Source organism: Myxococcales bacterium (genome assembly GCA_016699535.1).
Taxonomy (GTDB): Bacteria; Myxococcota_A; Polyangia; order Polyangiales.
This window is the reverse complement of the sequence record CP064980.1, coordinates 2,143,274-2,157,599: the sequence shown is the minus strand read 5'-3', so window position 1 is coordinate 2,157,599 and position 14,326 is coordinate 2,143,274. Positions and strand designations below refer to the sequence as shown.

Here is a 14,326-nt window from a genome sequence, read left to right as displayed (position 1 = left end):
AGTTGTGTACAGGCAGAGTACTAGTTACAGATCAAGGTTGCCGATGCCGTTGAACTGCCAACGGGCAAGGGGGCTGCTGTGGTTGTTACAGTGATATTGCTTAGCGTCGTAAACGCGGTTTGATCGTCAATGAAAGCTGGGGTGTAGTCCGAAACACTTGGAGCAAACGAAGTGATGCCACAACTAATACTTGAGCCGGTGGAGGGTTGTTTCCATACACCCATATAGGCACCCGCCAATCCTAACGAGACGATGTCGCCTGAAGCAGTCGTCCATACGCGCCCTGGATGAAAAATAGTCCCCCCTACAGGCGCCTGCCGGCCCCATAGTACGTTTCCAGTCGAATCATAATGGATAACTTGAGTGAGGTTGTCAGGCGCCGACGGCAAAAACAAACTCGTTGCAAGAGTTCCGTCGGGAAGCTCAGCGATGTCGTGAGCTCCTCCCACACTGATACGTTTGCCCCAAAGAAAGTTGCCTGAAGCATTAAATTTCAAAAAGCCTTGCTCCGGCGCGCCAAACATTCCTCCAATTCGGAATTCTCCTACAGCAAAAAAGCCACCATCATTGCTAGCCGAAGCCCCGGCCCCCTTATCGACCCAGCCTCCTGTTGAACCCGCCACGGTAGTTGCCCATGAAAGCGAACCGTCACTCGCGATAGAAGCAAGCCACAGATCTTGCCCCCCTTGACCGAGCACCCAATTGCTACCCACAAGAAGCAGGTTTCCGTTATTTAATTCAACCATTTTCTCAATGGTGCCACCACCAGCGCTGAACTGACGAGCCCAAACCAGACTCCCGTCCGAAGCAATGCGAAGCAAATAATTCAGACCTCCAGCTTGAGCGGCCACAAACAGTGCCCCTGAAGCACTCGCAAGAAGTGCCAGCGCGCCATCAAATCCATAGTCGTAATAGTTGGCCCATACCGGCGTCAGCGTGCTATCGAGTTTTGCTAGATAAACATCCAAATTATAACTCCCAAGAATCGCAAGTCCACCGTCGGAAGTTGCAGCGACATCGTCGCCAGCGGTATTAGTCCCTCCGCCATTAAACTCAAATGCCACTGTTCATTACCTCCAGCATCTAAACCGAAAGCAAGAGCGCGCGTAGGCCCAAACCCTGCTGTACCTACAACCACAATGCTTCCATCGCTTCTGGAGGTCACGCCACCGAAGTCGTTGTTCGCAGGGATTCCAATACTGACTAACCATTCGCTTGCAGCGAGGTTGCAACTGACGCCATCACAACTTTCACTCGGGGTGCATTCATCGGCACCATCGAAGCTTGAGACATTGCAGTCGTTGTCAAGGCCATCACAGAGTTCTAATGAACCAGGGTGAATTGTCCCATCCGTATCATCACAGTCGTTACTATTGCTTACATAACCAGGAGGGGCAGTATCCGCTAGAACAGAATCGCCGGGATCACCGTAGCTATCGGTATCAAAATCCCGGTAAAAGGTAAGCCCTTGGCAGGTGCCAGCATTGCAATTCCCAGAGAGGCAGTCAGTCGACAATGTGCAACCGGAACCAAAGGCGCATGCATCACAGCTACTGCCACCACAGTCGACGTCACTCTCGTCGCCGCTCACTATTCCGTCACTGCACCACGTAGCGAGACAGATGTTACTTGATCCACAAATCACCGATGCGCAATCATCGTTTACAAAACAAGTTTGACCATCGGAGCACGACCCACAATTGCCGCCACAATCGATATCGCTTTCGCCAAAGTTCTGTAGTCCATCGCCACAGAAGGTATCGGGGTCGAGCTCATCGTTGATGCCGTCCCCATCGCTATCGCGATCTAAGAAGTTGGGAATACCGTCGCCATCGATATCGCCTTCCCCTTCTTGTGAATCATCGAGCCCATCGCCATCGGACTCGGTGTCAAGATAAGCGGGGATCCCATCGCCATCCACGTCACCGCCAAGGCGGTTCTCTTCGCGCACTTCGGTTTCGGTAAGGATACCGTCGCCATCATCGTCATCATCAAGGAAATTATATAGACCGTCCTGATCGCTGTCTTCGTTAAGCTCATCCGAGTCTGGAACCGAATCATTATCCGAATCGACTTGAAGCGACTGCAACACGATTGGATCAAAGCCAATACGGCCACAGCTCATGGACAGAACCACAATAGACACTACGCCAATGAGCGAACGAAACCTCGTCAGGCACATCCCTTAAATATAACCGTAAAACCATAAAAATCCAACAAAAGCAGAAAAAGCCCTTAAATCAAAAGACGAATCTAGTAGGAAGTGCCCTTGGTCGCTGAAATCTTGGCGCCCGAGACATGAAAAGCGGAATTATAACCCATGAGCATATGCTGGACTCAAAGGTCTCAGATGCATTTTACACAGCAAGCTCTAAACTACGGCCGCGCTATACTCACTCATGCACCGAGCAACAACTCGGCTATATCGGGATATTCCAGCGTCGATACAAAACCGCCAAGACCCACGCGGGACCCACAAAAAGAAACTGCAGGTCTTTTAGGAAAGATGGCTTTTTCCCTTCAACTTTGTGGCCCCAAAACTGCCCTATCCACGCCACGACGAAGAGCCCCAAAGCCAGCGCCCAAAGCGGTGGATTTTGCAGAGTCGAAAGCAAGAAACTCGCAAACAATGCCAAAGAAGCTACAAAAAACATACCGACGAAAATGCTCGTTGAAATACGAAAATAAAAGATCAATGCCCCCAGCACCAAAGGAATCGCCATGTTGGCCCACAACTGAAATGGTTCCGGCATAAACTTTGTGACAAACGGAATAGGAACACACCAAAACAAAGCAATGGTGCTAAACAAGATAGCTGGCACACACACCCAATGCACCCGTTTGTTCGTCGGATGACGATGACTCTCATCGTATTCCGCAAACCATTGCTCTGCGGTTTTCATGTTGAAATTCTTCTCACTTTTTGTGTCACTACAGTCCCATCAAAATCTATGCTAGACTTTAATAATACGAAGGAGCGTTAAAATGAAACACGCCCTACCTTTTATTGGAAAATCACTCCTATTTTCAATCCTTAGCCTCGCTTCTGTCCAAAGCACAGCCACTGCCGATAAGAAGAAAGGCGAGCCTGCTGCGCCCTCACAACAATGCGTCTCTTGGGAAAAAGAAGTCCGCTACCGTGGCTATGGGTACATGCACATTGTTCAACTCAAAAACGAATGCAACAACACCTAGCAATGCCATATTTCAACCATCTAAACCCAAAAGGAACCGATAGCACTCTTGGACCGCGCGAAAAAAAAGGAAGAAATATTGCATGTCGGTTCTCCAGCGCGAACTTTTACTGCGACGGTCGAGTGCTCAGAAAAGAAGTAAGCTGCGATAAAAAGCGAGTGTCACCGATTTCCTGAAGGAAAGCTTCTGCCTGTTTCAGATCAATGGGCTTGGGCCGCAAATCGTCGAGCTCTTCTTGCAAAGGAACATCGCGGCGTAAGGTAGCAAGCTGCTTGTAAAGCGTGACTTCAGACTCGTGTTCACAGAGCGATTTGACTAAGGACTCCGCGCCTCGTACCTTGAGCTGCCAGTCCGTAAGCTCTCGTGGGATGCGCTCGATGCTTTGATACTTGGCCAGCACAGCAGCGCTTGATTTGGCACCCCAACGTGGCACGCCGGGAATGCCGTCCGCGCTATCACCCACCAGGGCAAGGTAATCGGGAATCGAAGCAGGCGAAACACCAAACTTCTCGACCACGCCCGCTTCATTGTAAAACCTCGCTTGTTTACGATCCCACATCACAACTTTGTCGCCCTCGACACACTGGGCAAGGTCTTTATCGGGTGAGCAAAGCAGGACTTGCTCAATCGAGGGATGCGATGCAAATCGCGCTGCAGCGGTTGCCAAAGCATCGTCAGCTTCAAATTCCAGCATCGGCCAGACAGTGATACCCAACAAACTTACGGCTGCCTCCGCCAAAGAAAATTGGGCAAGCAAAGCATGCTCTATGCCCTCCCCTGTTTTGTAGCCATCAAAAAGTTTATTACGAAAAGACTCGATTTCATGATCAAAGGCAGCAGCGATAAAATCAGGCCGCTCATCGCGCATGAGTGCAAACAGCGAACGCAAAAGGCCACGGACTGCACCCACTTCAACGCCGGACGGCGAAAACGCTGATGGCGCACCGTAGTACGTTCGAAACAGTTCATAGGTTCCGTCGATCAAAAAAAGTTTCATGACAAATCAAAACACCTCTTGAGATGGTCAGGAACAACGGGGCACATCTGCGGTGTCCTACCGAAAACCGTTTTTCGGACTCTTGCCACCCAATCATACACCACATCTCGAATCAAACGGGGAATGACTTTTAGCAACATCGCCGGGACATGCCATAGACCACCCAGTCGTTGCATCACAAACACCATAACGTCCGAGCGGAAAAGAAGTTCATCGTCGTCGGTCAAAAGGACAACGCTGTCCGGGGCGCTATCACGTTGCTCAGCGCTTAACATACGTTGCCATGCACCATGTCCTATTGGGGCAAAACGAAAAACAGGATCACCTTTCGTTCGGGCTAGCACAAAACGCACAAAGCCATGGCACATGGCACACTCTCCATCGTAGAAAATCATCATTCTAGTGCAAGATTGGATCATGCATGGCGCTTGTCAACTCAATACAAAAACAGCAAAAAACGCCACAAGGTTCATAGGCTTTGAAAGGATATCGGATAGATGACTTTTACCAAGGCATTTTGTTTGGCTTTGGAAAGCTCCAAGCTTGAATGTTTTTCAAGATACACCGTTCAACCTCAGGAAGACTTGCATTGGTTTTTTTACTTTCGCATCTCGTACACGACCTTTTTGATCAATCGAAAAAACAACTTTAACTTGATAGATGCCATCTCTATAACCGTTCGATCCGAGCATAAAGCAAGCTGTCATTTTACCTTGGTGTTTGCTTGCAACATCACGAATCGTGTTGGCCGGAAAAGGACCAAGGTCTTTCGCTGTAGCAGTGGGGGAAAGGATAGCAAATGCAAACCAGGTAATAGCCAATAAAAGAGTGATCCCTGGAAAACTTCCTATCTTAACACTGCGCGTAGTTTGCGACATTACGATCGGGGTAATGCGAATAGTGTGCCAACAGCGCCGCTCGCAGCGCAGCGATCGATCCTTTACTCGACCAACAAAAACACTGAATGGTTTCGCGACTTACACTGTATGTTTTATCGGCTCTTTAGTATGCAAACGAGGCCAGCATGCCCCATGTCAGTGGAAACAACAATTGCCGCCGCCAAGGTATACCTGGCAACTACATGCGTTGCGCATCGAGGACGAGCGACGTTTCTTCCTTCAGCAGATGATTGAGAATGGCAGCAGTATGGCTACGTTTATTCTTCAAAAGCTGTTTAATGGTTCCCTGAGCTACGATTTCACCACCGTGTTCACCACCTTCTGGGCCAAGATCAACCAACCAGTCGGCTTGAAGCATGACATCCGTTTGATGCTCAATGACCACAACGGAATCACCGCGTGCGATAAGACGTCTAAGCAGAGCAATCAGTCGCTCTACATCGTTACGATGCAAGCCCGTGGTGGGCTCATCCATGATGTAAAGGCTATCTCCCCCTTTTCCGATGCTCAGTTCTGCCACGAGTTTTAAGCGTTGTGCTTCGCCACCGCTCAAAGTGTTCGAAGGTTGACCCAGTTTCAAATAGCCAAGCCCCAATTCATCAAGCAAAGCGAGAGCTTTGTGAACCTTGGGAATACTTGAGAACCGACCGACCGCATCTGCGATATCCAAGTTCAAAATCTCGCCAGCATTCAGCCCAAACAAACGAATCTCAAGCGTGTCAGGATTAAAACGCTGCCCCTTGCATACTTCACAGGGCACCAAGACATCCGGCAAAAAGGCCATCTCCATGACGTTGGCACCCTGTCCTTCGCAAACAGGACAACGACCAGGTTGGGTATTAAAGGAAAAGCGGCTAGCGCTATAACCACGGGCACGCGCTTCGGGCACTTGAGCGAGAAGCTTGCGAATCTCATCCCAAACCCCAACGTAAGTCGCTGGCACGGAACGAGGCGTGCGCCCAATGGGGCTTTGATCAATTTCAACGGCCCGCTTTATGGGGCCAAGGTCACTAAGTTTTGAAAACGTCCCAGGTGCCGGAGTCTGCAGTCCCAATGCTTCTCTTACCGCTGCAAGGAGCACGCCACGTATCAGGGTGCTTTTCCCGCTACCACTCACCCCCGTCACCACGACCAATTGCCCAAGCGGAATCTCTAGATTCACTTGTTTCAAATTATGCTCAGCAGCGCCCGTGAGCTTCAAGTGATGACGCGCTTTTGTCTTCGTTGTGAGGTGAGGGAGTGCAGAGGCTTTGCTCAACGCTTTGCCCGTGACGGAATCCTTGTTTCTAAGGAGTTGCTTGGGCGTGCCTTGAGCAACAATCTGTCCGCCACCGGTTCCGCCACTTGGACCCACATCAATCACGTAGTCCGCCGCCAAAATTGTATCCATGTCGTGCTCGACTGTCAGCACGGAACAACCGCGTGCCACAAGCGCTTTAAGTGCGTCGATCAGTAGATGGGTGTCACGAGGATGCAAACCAATCGTGGGTTCATCCAGCACATAGAGCACACCCGTAAGGCCGCTTCCAAGTTGTGCCGCCAAACGAACACGTTGCGTCTCACCACCACTTAGGGTTTGTGCTGCGCGATCCAGCCCAAGATAACCCACGCCAACTTGTTCCAAAAACGCAAGCCGCGCATCAAGTTCTTTGAGCAAGGTTTTGCTAATCAGCGCATCACGTTCATTCAAGGCCAATTGCATCATGTGCTTACGCAACTGCGTGACGTTTTTCGCCAAAAAGCTAGTAATCGGCGCATCGCCTATTCGTACGGCACGCGCTAACTTGGAAAGCCGTGTTCCTGCGCACGCTGTGCAAATCTTTTGGTCAAGATAGCGAGTCTTGCCTCGTTTGCTTTCGGTTTCGATCACACCTTTGCCCTCACACACAGAGCAGGCACCTTGCCGTGTGTTGAAAGAGAAAAAGCGTGGGTCCAACTCGGGGTACTCCTTACCGCAACTGGGGCACGCGAACTTCGAAGACATCAGCCACAGTTTGTTTTTTGCGCCACGCGCGTGGAGCACACCATCGCCCAAAGCAAGCGCTCGGTGAACTTCTTGTTCAAAAAGGGGATCGGATGATTTTAACTCTGCAACCAAGAGCTCAATATCATGCTCCTTGTAGCGATCGAGCTTCATGCCTGATGTAATTTCTATTAGCTCGCCATCAACACGAGCCATCTTAATGCCCAACGACCGTGCTTTCGCAAGCAGTTCACGATGGATGCCTTTGCGGCCACGCACCGCCGGTGCATATAAACTGAGCTTACCAGCGCGCCCCGCCGCTTTTTTGAGATCCATCACAATAGCTGCTGCTTGACGCGGCGCTATAGGCTCATCGCAGTCCAGGCAATGAAGAACTCCAACGCGTGCAAAAAACAAACGCAGATAGTGCGCCACTTCCGTGACGGTGGCTACCGTTGAATTGACCCCGCCACGCGTAGTGCGCTGTTCAAGTGCCACGCTTGGGGGTATACCCCGAACACGATCAACATCGGGTCGCGGCATTTGCGGAAGATATTGCCGTGCATACGGCGAGAGTGTCTCTAAAAAGCGTCGTTGTCCTTCAGCAAACACCACATCAAAAGCCAGAGTACTCTTACCGCTACCGCTGGGACCGGTGATCACCACGAGTTGCTCCCGTGGCAAATCAATACTGATATCTCTGAGGTTGTGTTCGCGAGCACCCAGCACTTGGATGTAGCCGGAACGTGGCGCAACCGACATAGCCCTTGCGCTCTGTCGTTCTGCCTGCGAAGCCTTCTTTAGCTGGCTCGGTAAAACGATACGGTTCTGCAAGGCTTGTTTCAAAAACGGAGCTGTAAAGGAATCGCTTTTGGCAATGTCTTTGGGAGCGCCCGCCGCCACAACGCGCCCGCCGGCCGCGCCAGCACCCGGACCAAGATCAATCACGTAGTCACTCCGCGCGGCCACACGCATGTCGTGCTCAACAACGATCACCGTATTGCCTCGGTCGATCAAGGTTTGCAGTGAACGCATAAGGGGTTCGACATCAACGGCATACGAGAGTTTCTTCGCAAGCTCGCTATCGCTAAAATGATCCAGCGCGGAGGAGGCAGTCATCTCAAGCACGTCCGCGATATTCTTGCCTTGATAGAGCACTTCAAGAATCGGCCCGATGAAACGCTTGCCTTTGCATTCTGGACAGGGAAAAGTCACGTCCGCCAAAAACTGCATCTCGACGGTCTCGGCGCCTTCACCTTTACAGCTCTCACAGCGTCCTCCAGTGACGTTGAAAGAAAAGTAACCTGCTTTGTAGCCACGCTCTTTGGCTAGAGCTTGCGAAGCAAAACGTTTGCGCACCACATCCCATGCGCCAAGATAGGTAGCCGGATTGCCACGCGAACTGCGCCCAAGCGGCTGCTGATCGACACTTACTACGCCAAGCAACGATTCATGCCCCTTCAACGTCTTAAAGGCCAGCGCTTTGGGCGCTGAAACTTTCAAGCTTCGCTCGATGGCCGGCACCAGTGTTTGTAAAATCAAACTGCTTTTTCCTGACCCGCTCAAACCGGTAACACAACAGAGATTGCCCAACGGAATCTTAACCGTCACATCACGCAGGTTGTGTCCGCTCGCACCACTCAACGTGATCCAGCCCTTGGGTTTGCGCCTACTAAGGGTTTCGGTTGAATGGCCTCGCAGACTTTGTGCGGTAGCGGTGTCTGCTTTAAACAAAAGCTTTGGCGCACCGTCAAAAACACTTGCCCGCCCTGCTCTCCTGCACCCGGACCAAGTTCAACCACGCGGTCTGCACTCATCACAAAAAGAGGATCATGCTCGACCACCAGCGCCAGGTTCTCGCCACTGCCAAGTCCCTTAACTGTATTGAGCAACTGGTGCACATTGTAGGGGTGCAAACCCACCGTGGGTTCATCGAGCACGAACATCGCACCATTAAGACCTGCGCAAAGCGCGCTGCTTAGGGTCACGCGTTGCGACTCACCACCCGAGAGACTGCGCAGCGGACGATCCAAACCAAGGTATTCGAGGCCGACATCCGCCAAGGTTTGCAGACGGGTTTTGCATTCATCACGCAGCAAATCCACCGCGGCATCTTTGTTGGGAAGCTCGCCTAAAAAGCGTAACGCCTCACTCACGGGCATCGCGTAAAATTGCGCTATGTTTTTTCCAGCCAGATAAAAATGCAAGGCCTCAGGCTTCAAGCGACTTCCGCCACAGGCTTCGCAGGGCACGTATTTACGGGACCTTGCAAGAAAAACGCGCACATGAACTTTGTAAGCCTTGCTTTCAAGCCACAAAAACCAAGCGCGCAATCCAAACCACTGTTTCCACGACTTGAGCTTGCCTCCCGTCTCACCATCAAGCAGCCAGCTTTGCTGCGCCTTGCTAAGTTTATCGTAGGGACGATCCCAGGGCAGACCGACTCGCTCACAGTGCTCTTTGAGTTTTTTTCGTTCCCAGGTTGTCGACTTGCCCGTCCATGCTTTGATCACACCCTCTGCAAGACTCTTGCTGGGATCGGGAATAACTTTTTCCCAATCGACTTCCATCGTACGGCCAAATCCTCGGCACAGTTCACATGCCCCAATCGGACTATTGAAAGAAAACAAGCCCGCATTAGGTGGCGCATAGGACAGATAACAATTGGAGCAATACAGCTTCTCGGAAAGTTCCTCGCGATGTGTATCTTCCAAGTGTACCGAGGCGTGTCCCTGCCCGCGCTCGAAGGCGTGTTCCAAAGCCTCCGTGAGACGACGAATTTGAGTATCTTTGGCCACCGTACGATCGGTAACCACATCCAAGATCGCAGCCTTGTTTTTCTTCTTGCCCCAAACCCTCACTCGGGCGCAGCGTCTCAATATCAAGCGTCTCGCCACTTACCATCACTCGCCGGTAGCCATCGGCCAAGAGACGTTCGCGCACCCCCACAAAGTCCTCGATATGGTGCAAACTCAGTCGATAGCTTACTTGCAGTCGCTTGCCAGAGTTGGCAAGAATTAGCCTTTTTGCTGCCATTTCTGGCGGTTCCTTGGCGATTTTCTTGCCACATTTGTCACAATGCAACTCCGAGCTGAGGGCCCAAAGGCTTTTGGCGTAATCGACGATCTCGGTCATCGTGGCCACCGTTGAGCGCGAGGTTTTAACGGAACCTCGACGATCGACTGCGATACCAGCCGCCACCGGTTCAAGACTTTCGACGGGTGGCCGCGGCAGGCGCTCCAAGAATTGCCGCGCATAAGCACTAAAACTCTCGACGTAACGACGCTGTCCTTCCGCGTAGAGAGTTGCAAACGCAAGCGATGATTTTCCAGCACCCGAAGGGCCTGCAAACACCACGAGCGATCCTGGCTCAAGCTCGAGATTGACCTCTTTGAGGTTATGGGTTTTTGCTTTACGGAGCTTGGTCGACTGCATAAGCAAGCGTTACAAACTGCTTCCTCAACGCCGTCAAGGCGCACTTTAGGAAAATATCTTGTTTTGCTTGCTTTTTACCTTTAGTCTCTGGGCACAACAAACCTTTTAAAGGGGGAAGAATGCAAAGAAAACTTAATGTTCTCATGGCAGCCGGTGTATTTGCTGCAGGCTTGGGCATGTTCCAAATGACTGCTTATGCCTATGGCGCAGCAGGATGTGGTCTTGGATCGATGCTCATCGACAGTGATGGCTTCGTGCAGGTATTCGCTGCGACGCTCAACGGAACCTCGGGTAACCAAACCTTCGGTATTACCTCCGGTACGAGTAACTGCGGAGATACCAGCCCAAACATCAACAGTGCAAAAGCTTTCATTCAGACCAACCGTGAAGCCCTTGCAAAGACATCGCGCGCGGACACGGTGAGACCATCTCCAGCCTAAGCACCCTTGCAGGTTGCAAGAGCGATGCTGCTGTTGGAAGCACATTGCAGAGCAACTTCAAGCAAATATTCCCTAACGAGAAAGTTTCGGATCAAAAAGTCAGCGACTCCGTCGTTCGCACCTTGCAACAAAACAAGGGCCTTTCCTGCCAAAGCCTTAGCTAAGGACAGGGTTGTATGACCAAAGGAAGGCCTCGACGCTTATGCGCCGAGGCCTTTTTTATGAAAAGGATGTCTTTGCACCATTTTAATTTTCGATGCCCAATGACTTACGCAATCGCACTAAGCTGCTTGTTTGCTTGTGCCTGCGGCAGCGTCACCCTTAGCCCCATCAACACACCCAAGCCCATACCCAACGACAGCAGGGGAGCTGCCTTTGCAGCCCTTAAAGCACAAGCACTGCAAGCTGGCCTCGCTCAAAAGAAACAGTGGCTAAGGCTTGGACATTGGCTCCCAGCCAAAACAGGCAAAGGTTATCAAAGCGAGGTCGATGGAGCTGGTTTTTTCCTTTCGCCTTACGGCAAGCAGCATCCCGAAGCTGAGCTCATTGCAACCCTTGCAGCATTCATGTTTGGCACCACCGAGCCGAGCACGGAATTGCCCCCAGAACACCCCGCGCTTCAAAATCCTGTCTGCCGCTTTCCAGCACGCTTTGCTTTTATTCTAAAAGAGCTCAAACCGGACCCGTCGCTTTCAAAGTCGAGCAATGCCCTGCCTTTACGGAGTTTTTGCAAGCGATGGATCCTTTCGCAGTAAGCATTATCTTTTCCTCCTATTACTTGAACAACCCCGCATCAGCTTTTGGTCATACCCTACTTCGTATCCACAAACGACGTGAACTCACTACCGAAAAACGGCAAGAGCTTTTGGATTACGGGATTGATTTTTCTGCGGACGTGGATACCAGTAACCCTGTGCTCTACGCCATCAAGGGCCTAAGCGGCATGTTCCCTGCTACCTTCAAGCGCCTGCCCTTTTATTACAAAGTTCGAAAATACAACGACTACGAGTTCCGAGACCTTTGGACCTACGAGCTCAATTTTCCCCAACCAGCGTTGATTATGTTGGTCGCGCATCTATGGGAGCTTGGCGGTACGTATTTTGACTACTACTACATGACCGAGAATTGCTCCTACCATATCCTCGGGCTCCTTGAAGCCGCCTATCCCGAACTAGAACTTCTGAAGCACGTTAACGTTCCGGTCCTTCCCGCAGATACCATCAAAGCTCTTTTTTACAATCCAAGTCTCGTCAAACAGGTCAGCCATCGACCTTCTGCCCGCAACCAACTTGCTGCCCGCCTTTCTGCTCTTGACGCATCACAAAGTGATTGGGTCGGAAAGCTTTTGGAAGACCCCGACCGACCGCTGCCATCACACTGGACTGACGAGACCAAAATTCTCGTACTCGATGCCGCAGCCGATTTGGTGGACGTGCGCTATATGAAGGCATTAATTTTCAAACGCAACTCAAGCGCAGCACTGTTAAAGCAGAAACTATTGGCACGCCGATCCAGCATCCCCAAACCAAGCCAAGACTTAGAGACTAAAGCCCCCGTGCTAAAACGGCCCGAGTTTGGCCACGATTCAAAGCGTTTTGATGTCTCCGGCGGATACCATTCCAAAGGCAAGTTTTTCGGCCAGCTTGATTTTCGATTGGCACTTCATGATCTTGCCGATCCAGCGCCTGGCTATCCGGATCTTGCCCAAATTGAATTTCTGAAGACAAAACTCCGCTATTGGCAGGAAGGTCACAAGCTAAAGCTTCAGCATGCATCCTTCGTACGAATTATTTCACTTCATTCCATCGAGCAATATGATTTTCAACTCTCATGGAATGTGGATGCTGGCGCCACGACGGTCTATCGACAAGGCTGGCAGGCTTGCTTGGCTGCCAATGCAGAGGTTGGAGCTGGACCGGCTAAAGCTTTTTTCAGCGATGCGGTAGTGCTGTTTCTAACCATGGATACGCAGATCCTTGCAGGACCCAATCTTATGGGCCTTGGCGATCTACATGGGGTACGCATCGGAGCCGGGCCAAGCGCTGGCTATCGTCTACGCTTTACGCAAAATCTATTATGGACAGCCCTTGGGAAGTTCCGCTGGTTTCCAACCCAGCAAACGCCTTTGGCTTTTTCTTTGGTAAGTAACCTACGCTACGCACCCTTTAGGCAGTTCGCTCTTGACCTACAAGGCAGTGTTCAAAACTACGGAATCGAAGCCAAGCTTGGCACCTTGTTTTACTTCTAGAGCCTTGACTTAGGCGCACCTACAGTTCCCTATTCCGCAAATATGTTCCAGAAGGAACAGAAATTGTCCATCACAGTAAACAAAAAACCGAGTTTTTTAGCATTTTAACTAGGAATGGCTTTTGCATAGCTAAGCTGTGTGAGGCAACGGTATTCAGCTCTGATGTGTGCAGGTGTCGGCTTAGTTATGTTAAGCGCTTGCATGGAAGGTATGGATGAAGACCTTGATGTTTCTGGTCATCCGAATGCCATTATCGATGGCATCGATGACGCTGGGCATGAAAGCGTACTCTTTATTATAGCTGATGGCGCACTATGCACTGGCGCTCTTATTGCACCAAAGGTTGTGCTTACAGCAAAGCACTGTATTCTTGATGTGCGCACCAGAGATATCGAAGTTGGTATCGGAAGCAGTGTGTTTATCGGCGGCACTTATGCCGATGTAGTAGAGGTCGTAACAACGGAGGGTGATGACCTAGAAAATAAAGACATCGCCTTACTTATTCTCGATGAAGCAGGCTCACTTCCGGTTTTTGACTGGGTGGCCGATAATCCTCCCAAAAAAGGCGATACCATTACCGCGGTCGGCTACGGGCAGCAAGAAGTCGGTCCCAGCAATACCAGTGAAGCAGGCACAAAGCAAAAAGCAACCAGCGAAATCATTCAACTGAACGAGAAAGAATTTTTGATTGATGGCCCGACAACATGTTTTGGTGACTCAGGAGGACCAGCCCTGCTAGATGACGGCCGTATCTTTGGAGTGGTTTCTCGAGGCGTATCCAACTGCAACGGCATCTCCCTTTATACCCGAACCGACGCCTTCGTCTCACTCATCAACTCAGCACTTGTGCAAAGCGGGAGCAAGGCAAACACTGGCAATAGCACTGAGACCACCAATAGCACTTCCGGAGGAGTGGCGATCAGTAGCAATGGGACAATTTTAAACACCGATGGGGCGCCAGCCACCTCGGTAAGCGACGTAGCCGCAAGCGCTGAGGGATCAGGCGAAACGGACGCATCCGTTCCTCAAGCAAATGATACCGGCTGCTCAATCCAAATGCGGCGATCAAACCCCGCAGGTAGTTTTTGGTTTCTCTTTGCCATCGCTACGCTCATTTATAGGCAGCGAAAACACTACAATACGAACTAA

General features: G+C 51.0%; 12 protein-coding genes and 1 pseudogene. 6 read left to right on the top strand and 7 right to left on the bottom strand.

Annotated elements, in window-relative coordinates; all coding sequences use genetic code 11:
* Nucleotides 1–20: 20 nt before the first annotated feature.
* The 3 genes from IPJ88_10255 to IPJ88_10245 form a co-directional block, all read right to left on the bottom strand.
* Nucleotides 21–968, bottom strand: coding sequence for a hypothetical protein (locus tag IPJ88_10255; GenBank protein QQR88631.1), 948 nt, complete (start codon nucleotides 966–968; stop codon nucleotides 21–23).
* Nucleotides 953–2,182, bottom strand: coding sequence for a hypothetical protein (locus IPJ88_10250; GenBank protein QQR88630.1), 1,230 nt, complete (start codon nucleotides 2,180–2,182; stop codon nucleotides 953–955). Before IPJ88_10250 ends, IPJ88_10255 begins: the two co-directional genes overlap by 16 nt.
* A 238-nt stretch (nucleotides 2,183–2,420) precedes the next feature.
* A complete protein-coding gene (locus IPJ88_10245; GenBank protein QQR88629.1) occupies nucleotides 2,421–2,903 on the bottom strand; it encodes a DUF962 domain-containing protein in 483 nt (160 codons plus the stop codon).
* Nucleotides 2,904–2,985: 82 nt separating this feature from the next.
* Between IPJ88_10245 and IPJ88_10240 the strand changes: the two genes are divergently transcribed.
* Nucleotides 2,986–3,195 carry a hypothetical protein gene (locus tag IPJ88_10240; GenBank protein ID QQR88628.1) on the top strand — a complete coding sequence of 70 codons (210 nt, stop codon included), beginning with the start codon at nucleotides 2,986–2,988 and terminating at the stop codon, nucleotides 3,193–3,195.
* 106 nt (nucleotides 3,196–3,301) lie between these two features.
* On the opposite strand, the gene IPJ88_10235 is transcribed toward IPJ88_10240, so the two are convergent.
* From IPJ88_10235 to IPJ88_10220, 4 genes and pseudogenes are all read right to left on the bottom strand, one after another.
* On the bottom strand, nucleotides 3,302–4,192 hold the full coding sequence (locus IPJ88_10235) for a flap endonuclease (GenBank protein QQR88627.1): 891 nt from the start codon (nucleotides 4,190–4,192) through the stop codon (nucleotides 3,302–3,304).
* On the bottom strand, nucleotides 4,189–4,560 hold the full coding sequence (locus IPJ88_10230; protein ID QQR88626.1) for a DUF393 domain-containing protein: 372 nt from the start codon (nucleotides 4,558–4,560) through the stop codon (nucleotides 4,189–4,191). Before IPJ88_10230 ends, IPJ88_10235 begins: the two co-directional genes overlap by 4 nt.
* A gap of 186 nt (nucleotides 4,561–4,746) precedes the next feature.
* The gene (locus tag IPJ88_10225; GenBank protein ID QQR88625.1) at nucleotides 4,747–5,070 is read right to left on the bottom strand and encodes a hypothetical protein; all 324 of its coding nucleotides are present in this window, start codon (nucleotides 5,068–5,070) and stop codon (nucleotides 4,747–4,749) included.
* A gap of 199 nt (nucleotides 5,071–5,269) precedes the next feature.
* A pseudogene (locus IPJ88_10220) lies at nucleotides 5,270–10,489 on the bottom strand (excinuclease ABC subunit UvrA).
* A gap of 119 nt (nucleotides 10,490–10,608) precedes the next feature.
* On the opposite strand from IPJ88_10220, the gene IPJ88_10215 reads away from it, so the two are divergent.
* The 5 genes from IPJ88_10215 (at nucleotide 10,609) to IPJ88_10195 (ending at nucleotide 14,326) form a co-directional block, all read left to right on the top strand.
* The gene (locus IPJ88_10215; protein ID QQR88624.1) at nucleotides 10,609–10,929 is read left to right on the top strand and encodes a DUF3015 family protein; all 321 of its coding nucleotides are present in this window, start codon (nucleotides 10,609–10,611) and stop codon (nucleotides 10,927–10,929) included.
* Nucleotides 10,893–11,093 (top strand): DUF3015 family protein, encoded by a 201-nt coding sequence (locus IPJ88_10210; protein QQR92017.1) that lies wholly within the window; start codon nucleotides 10,893–10,895, stop codon nucleotides 11,091–11,093. Before IPJ88_10215 ends, IPJ88_10210 begins: the two co-directional genes overlap by 37 nt.
* A gap of 57 nt (nucleotides 11,094–11,150) precedes the next feature.
* Entirely contained in the window at nucleotides 11,151–11,684 is a 534-nt protein-coding gene (locus IPJ88_10205) for a hypothetical protein (GenBank protein QQR88623.1), read from the top strand.
* Nucleotides 11,666–13,177: a DUF4105 domain-containing protein gene (locus tag IPJ88_10200; GenBank protein QQR88622.1), complete on the top strand. Its 1,512-nt coding sequence runs from the start codon at nucleotides 11,666–11,668 to the stop codon at nucleotides 13,175–13,177. Before IPJ88_10205 ends, IPJ88_10200 begins: the two co-directional genes overlap by 19 nt.
* A 186-nt stretch (nucleotides 13,178–13,363) precedes the next feature.
* Nucleotides 13,364–14,326, top strand: coding sequence for a trypsin-like serine protease (locus tag IPJ88_10195; protein ID QQR88621.1), 963 nt, complete (start codon nucleotides 13,364–13,366; stop codon nucleotides 14,324–14,326).